Here is a 4,574-nt window from a genome sequence, read left to right as displayed (position 1 = left end):
GACCATCGACACGGGACAGCCGTGGGTGGTCGTGCGATCCGCCGAATCGGCGCTGTCGCCGTTAGGATTTGTCGCCGGTTTCGAGGCGTCGTCGTGGTGCTCGTCTTTTTTCACCACGGTGTTGTTGCGCGCGTTCCAGCGCAATTGCATCCGGCCTTTTTTCAAGCCGGCCGCGACACCGCGTACGGCGACTTTTTTGTAGCGGTCGATATAGCCAATGAAGGTATTGATGATCTTGAACAGCTCGCCAACGAGGCGCGTAACCGCATTGATCAACTGCGCGCCGCGCCGCGCCAGACGCATCGTCAGATAGGCAACACCCGCTCCAGCTGCGGCAAAGGTCAGGACGATGGCGATCAGAATGTCGATCAGCAGTTCCACCACCAACGCCGTTATCGCCTTGGCGGTCTCCCCGGCAATCAGACTGGGCGGGAGCATTTCCAACCAGAGGCTGGCGGTGCGCAGCAACAGACACAGCGCCGCCTCATCACTGGCCAGCAGTTGAATCTTGCTCATCACATCCGGCGATTTTTTCGCCAGCTCGATCAGCTGATCCGCACTGCTGCCCAATCGATCAACAAACTCACCGGGATTCTTCAGAATGTCCGAAATCAGGTTGATCCCGTCCCACACCCCCTCGATCGCCGCCCAACTGCCCGCCAACATGCCGTTGCCCACCGCGATGGAAGTCGACTGCGACCACTGCGGCTTGAACCCGTCCCACTCACCGCGCAGCCACTTATCCAGCTCTGCGGTGAGGCCATCGTAAGAGTTGAAAAGCTCATCAACCTGCTCCGGCGTAACCTCACTCTGCACGCGCACACGGTAGAACTTGCCCGCCTCGCCCCTGAACTCTCCCTTACCGTTTTCATCAAGGGTGACCGGCGTCGACCCGCCACCCTCCAGCGCAATCACATCAACCTGAATGTTCCCCAGCGGAACGTCATACACCGACTCGAACTTGCTCTCGATCTGCAGAACCCCACCTTGCGCACACTGCGCAACCGTGGAGATAAAGTCGTCATCACCGCTGCTGACAACGGTGCGGGTGGTGCCCAACGTGATCACCCGCTCCATGCCCATCAGCGAAGGCATGTCCGTGGCGCGGCTGACCTTGTCGGCAGCCTGGCTGAACCAGCGTTTGAGCTGTTGGCGGTAAAGCGTCAGGGTGTCCGGAAAGCTGTCGAGCTCCTGCTCAATGCGGGCGATGTGATCCATCAGCCCACCGAAAGATCAGCAGCCACGTGAAAGACCGGGTCGAACATGAGCAATCCCTCGCACAGGAAATTAGGCGCGAGGGACTTTGCGGGGGATCCGCGAGGAAAGAAGTCAGGCAAAGATGATGTTGATGTAGGGCGATTCGCTAAAACCAAAGCGCGGCGTAGAAGTTTCCCCCTACGCCGCGCTGGTCTGTCAGAAAAATCGGTGTCTATTCAGAACTGCGGGAGGCCAATTCTTGCAGCTTGATTGGCGCCAACGGATGCCCGGCCTTCGCCGCAATGCTCCAGAACCGCGCCGCTTCAGCCGGGTCTGGCGCCTTGCTTGCCGTTCCTGCCAGGCTGATCACACCCAATTGATAGGCCGCTTTGCCATCACCGGCCAAGGCTGCCAGACGCAGCAAGCGAACACCTTCTTCGCGAGCCCCCAGACCGACGCCGCGAAAGGTCAGGATGTGGCCATAGAAGCTCTGGGCGCCGACATCGCCAAGGTTTGCCATGCGGGCGAACTGACCTTCGAGCCAGCTCCAGCCTCTGGGTTGGCGCACAAACCATTGCCAGTGAAAAAGCCTACGCGCCAGCCAGTAACCGGCCTGCGCCTTGAGTCGAAAAAACACTCAGGCCTCCGCCGACTCGGGATACTCGTATTCAAATACTCGCACCACCTCCGAGGCATGCCAGGACGCGGCGGCGACACCGTCGGAAGGCCCGGAGAATCGCCCGAGACGCTCGACACATTCGAAGAAACCGGTGCGTGGCAGGCGACTGGCACCCTGGCTGATCACCAGTGAACTGCGCAGCGGTTGTTCCGCTTTGGCGTCCAGCGCCGCCAGGTGCTCAAGCGCGGCAGTCAACGTTTGCATCGCGGGCGTAGGAAGTTGCAGTCGCTCCAACAACGCACGATAAGTCAGGAGATGGCGCTGTCGGCGCGCCTGATCCAGTTCGCCGAGCAATCCGTCCCAATGTTGACGACTGATGCGTACGCTCACGATTCGTCCCTCCACCCTGGCACCGTCAGTTCCCAGGCCAAGCTTCGGCGAATCGCGGCGTCGGGCTGACGCTCGCCACTTTCGATCATGGCCAGATAAGACGGGCTGATGCCTACCGTGCGGGCCAGCGCCTCGATGGCGATGCCCTTCCCTTCGCGCAAACTGCGTAGTTGATCAAGACCTGGAAGAATCGGGTCCTGGGTGGTCGCGAGCGGCGCTGGGGCCTGGCGCGACGGTGCTTCGTTGATGCCTGCTGCTTTCAGTAGAGCCTGATACTGAGCCCATGGCAGAACCGCATATTCGGGCTCGCCTTCGCGTGTAATTATCTGAATATCCATGACTACCCCGTAGGACAACAACACTTAGCGAGTCGGCACTTTTCCCTAGAAGTGTAATCCTAACAGCGGCCAAGGTCGCGGGGGGTATCTATCTGTTGTTGAGACTGATTTGGCTCAACGTTTTTTCGGTCCCTGAAGATGAAGTTGTGCCGGGGTATCGGGCAGGCGTTCAACCACGGCGAGCTTCTCTGGCACCTGACGTTTGCGCCAGGCACGGAAGGCGCTGAGTTCGTCGTCGAGCACTTTCATCAACCAGGCCAGCACGGCGATGTCATCGAGCATGCCGAACATCGGCAGGAAATCCGGAATCGCATCCACCGGACTGAGGAAATACATCAGGCCTGCCACGACGGATACCAGTGCTTTAGGGCTGATCGCGCGGTACTCGCCACGCCAGTAAGCCAGGCAGAGCGCCTGCAACAGGCGCAGATCATCCTTGAGTTTGCCCAGTCGGTTGCCTTGCATGGCACCTTTACTGGCCACTGCGAACAGCAAGGTCGGCAAGCGTCCACGTGCGATCAGGCGACCGGCCAAAGGCAGGAAACGAGCAAAACTCCACGGTGCCTTCATGATTCCTCCCACGTAAATGTTATCCACACAAATTGTGGATAACCTTGTGAACAGAGCTGCTTTTCATCGCTGAAAGCCCCGCAGCACAAGGGTTTAACTCAGATCGGGCGTTTTTTACTCATCTAAAAAAACCCAATATTTCATTGACTTGGCGCGTCCGCGCGGTTAGCCGCGGTCCTACACTGGCTCTGACTCCAGACTACAGCATCGGTTCGCTTTGTTTACCCGCGTCGGACACCAGATGCAACAACGCCCCGCATAAGCGAGGCGTTGTTTTTAGAGCAGACGCTGATTACTTCGCGGCGTCTTCTTTTGCTGGATCCTTGATTGCCAGCAGTTCCAGGTCGAATACCAGCACCGAGTTGGCCGGAATCGCCGGGCTTGGGCTTTGCGCGCCGTAAGCCAGTTCGCTTGGAATGTACAGCTTGTACTTCTCGCCAACGTGCATCAGTTGCAGACCTTCGACCCAACCCGGGATCACACCGCTTACCGGCAGATCGATCGGGCTGCCGCGCTCGACGGAGCTATCGAACACGGTGCCGTTGGTCAGCTTGCCGGTGTAGTGAACGGTCACTACGTCAGTCGGCTTAGGCTGAGCGCCGTCGGCTTTCTTTTCCACTTCGTACTGCAGACCGGAAGCGGTGGTCACTACGCCAGCCTTCTTGGCGTTTTCTTCGAGGAATTTCTTGCCGGCGGCTGCCGACTCTTCGCTCATCTTGGCCATGCGCTCTTCGGCACGCTTTTGCAGTGCGGCGAAGGCTTCAACCAACTCTTCGTCTTTGAGCTTCTGTTCTTTTTTGCCGACGGCATCTTCGATGCCTTGGGCTACAGCTTTGGAATCCAGGTCATCCATGCCTTCCTGAGCCAGGCTCTTGCCCATGTTCAGGCCAATGCCGTAGGAAGCTTTTTGCGCCGGGGTTTTCAGCTCTACGCTGGTTTGCGAGTCGCAACCCGCGAGTACCAGGCTTACCAGGGCCACCGCCGCCGCCAACCGATGCTGTTTCATGCTATTTCCTTGTTCATGCGCCTAAAGGGCAATCGAGTAAAGCCGCGAGCTTATCAGGCGGCCACGACCAATGGCTACCGGCATGAGAGCCAGAGATTTTGGATAAGTTCAGGTGTTTAAACGCTTTTCGGAGTGTAGACGATGAAACTTCTGTCATCTGAGTCTTATCAAGGCAACCTCCTACCCCATAACTCTGGCGTAAGCGCTACTACCCTTGAATACTAGAAACAAAAAAAGCGATCAGAAGATCGCTTTTTCCAGGCCTGGCCAAATCCCAGACAGCAAAAAGCCCGCATATAGCGGGCTTTCTGTGGTGACCTGGCGTTCAGTGTTCCAAGTTACCGAATATGGCGCAGCGGACGGGACTCGAACCCGCGACCCCCGGCGTGACAGGCCGGTATTCTAACCGACTGAACTACCGCTGCGCGAAACGCTTGAAACGAATGGTGGGTGA

Annotated in this window: 5 protein-coding genes, 1 tRNA gene and 1 pseudogene; all 7 read right to left on the bottom strand. The window is 58.1% G+C overall.

Translation table 11 applies throughout. The annotated features are described in order from the left end of the window. Window positions 1-1,218, bottom strand: a pseudogene (locus NL64_RS01605) (type IV secretion protein Rhs); the annotation flags it as partial. A 211-nt stretch (window positions 1,219-1,429) separates the two neighbouring features. Further along, window positions 1,430-1,834, bottom strand: coding sequence for a sel1 repeat family protein (locus NL64_RS01600; RefSeq protein WP_034146397.1), 405 nt, complete (start codon window positions 1,832-1,834; stop codon window positions 1,430-1,432). After that, on the bottom strand, window positions 1,835-2,206 hold the full coding sequence (locus NL64_RS01595) for a hypothetical protein (RefSeq protein ID WP_003223109.1): 372 nt from the start codon (window positions 2,204-2,206) through the stop codon (window positions 1,835-1,837). Further along, window positions 2,203-2,544, bottom strand: coding sequence for a helix-turn-helix domain-containing protein (locus tag NL64_RS01590; RefSeq protein WP_034146396.1), 342 nt, complete (start codon window positions 2,542-2,544; stop codon window positions 2,203-2,205). Before NL64_RS01590 ends, NL64_RS01595 begins: the two co-directional genes overlap by 4 nt. 114 nt (window positions 2,545-2,658) lie before the next feature. Then, window positions 2,659-3,114 carry a YkvA family protein gene (locus NL64_RS01585; protein WP_034146395.1) on the bottom strand — a complete coding sequence of 152 codons (456 nt, stop codon included), beginning with the start codon at window positions 3,112-3,114 and terminating at the stop codon, window positions 2,659-2,661. A gap of 292 nt (window positions 3,115-3,406) precedes the next feature. Then, window positions 3,407-4,120, bottom strand: a complete 714-nt coding sequence (locus NL64_RS01580; protein ID WP_008060887.1) for an FKBP-type peptidyl-prolyl cis-trans isomerase — start codon at window positions 4,118-4,120, stop codon at window positions 3,407-3,409. 348 nt (window positions 4,121-4,468) lie between these two features. Continuing rightward, window positions 4,469-4,545: transfer RNA gene (locus NL64_RS01575), tRNA-Asp, on the bottom strand. Window positions 4,546-4,574 lie beyond the last annotated feature (29 nt).

The sequence above is a fragment of the Pseudomonas fluorescens genome, assembly GCF_000802965.1.
Taxonomy (GTDB): Bacteria; Pseudomonadota; Gammaproteobacteria; order Pseudomonadales; family Pseudomonadaceae; genus Aquipseudomonas; species Aquipseudomonas fluorescens_A.
This window is presented reverse-complemented; position numbering and strand designations above follow the sequence as displayed.

Coding starts and splice junctions, on each gene's coding strand:
- NL64_RS01590 (WP_034146396.1), bottom strand. CDS start 2,544: ATGGATATTCAGATAATTACACGCGAAGGCGAGCCCGAATATGCGGTT.
- NL64_RS01585 (WP_034146395.1), bottom strand. CDS start 3,114: ATGAAGGCACCGTGGAGTTTTGCTCGTTTCCTGCCTTTGGCCGGTCGC.
- NL64_RS01580 (WP_008060887.1), bottom strand. CDS start 4,120: ATGAAACAGCATCGGTTGGCGGCGGCGGTGGCCCTGGTAAGCCTGGTA.